A 1,151-nucleotide genomic window follows, 5' to 3' on the forward strand; every position below is an offset into this window, starting at 1 on the left:
TGACCTGAGCCCCGTTTTCCCTCCAGCCGTTGGGAGAATCCGAATGTCGATTTATGGCCTCATGCGGCCCGCTTTTCCAGAGCCATTTTCATGGCGAATTCGCAGGGCGTGATATTGCCCAGTGAAGAGTGTGGTCTGTTGCGGTTGTAGTCCTCCTTCCATGCGGTGATTTCTGCTCGTGCGTGATTGAGTGTCGAGAACAGAGTTTCATTGAGACATTCATCACGGAAACTGCCGTTGAAGCTCTCCACGAAGCCATTCTGCATCGGCTTGCCCGGTGCGATGTAATGCCATTCGATGCGGGTTTCCTGGCACCATTTGAGAATGGCGGTACTGGTCATTTCCGTGCCGTTGTCGGAAACAATCGTCATGGGCTTTCCCCTCCTTGCAATGATGGCGTTCAGTTCTCTGGCGAGCCGCAGGCCGGACAAAGACGTGTCCGCCACCAAAGCCAGGCACTCCCGTGTGAAATCATCAACGACAGCGAGAACACGGAACCTGCGCCCATCGGTGAATGCATCACTGACGAAATCGAGGCTCCAGCGTTCATTGGGACGGTCAGCTTCTCTTCCCGGTAGAGCCGCCTGAGCTTCTTCAGGTTCATCACCAGTCCTTGGCGTTCCAGCATGACGTGAATACGTCGATAGCCAAAACGACGGCGCTCGCTGGCGACTTGTCTCATGGCTGCCCGGATATGGGTATCATCGAGCCGAATGCTGCGATATCGCACGCTCGACCGATCAACAGACAATACAGAACACGCCCGACGCTGGCTCACATCATGCGCTTGGCAGACATGAGCCACCGCATCCTGCTTGGCATCGGGCGTCACCATTTTTTTGAAGCCACATCCTTCAAAATGGCAACATCCAGCATGGCTTCAGCCAGAAGCTTCTTCAGCTTCGCATTCTCATCTTCCAAAGCCTTTAATTTGCGGGCATCGGAAACCTCCATGCCGCCATACTTCGCCTTGTATTTGTAAAAGGTCGCGGAACTGATCCCGTGCTTTCTGCACACTTCCACAGTCGGCATACCTGCCTCCTGCTCCTTCAATATTCCGATGATCTGTTCTTCTGCGAACCGGGAACGCTTCATTCCGTCCGCCTCCTTGATTGCGACGGACTCTACCAAATCTTGGAGAAATTTTAGGG

At 53.9% G+C, this 1,151-nt stretch carries 1 pseudogene; it reads right to left on the reverse strand.

Annotated elements, in window-relative coordinates:
- Positions 1-59: 59 nt before the first annotated feature.
- Positions 60-1,032: pseudogene (locus tag FHS76_RS22415) on the reverse strand (IS3 family transposase).
- Positions 1,033-1,151: the final 119 nt, after the last annotated feature.

The organism is Brucella daejeonensis, from assembly GCF_014199265.1.
Taxonomy (GTDB): Bacteria; Pseudomonadota; Alphaproteobacteria; order Rhizobiales; family Rhizobiaceae; genus Brucella; species Brucella daejeonensis.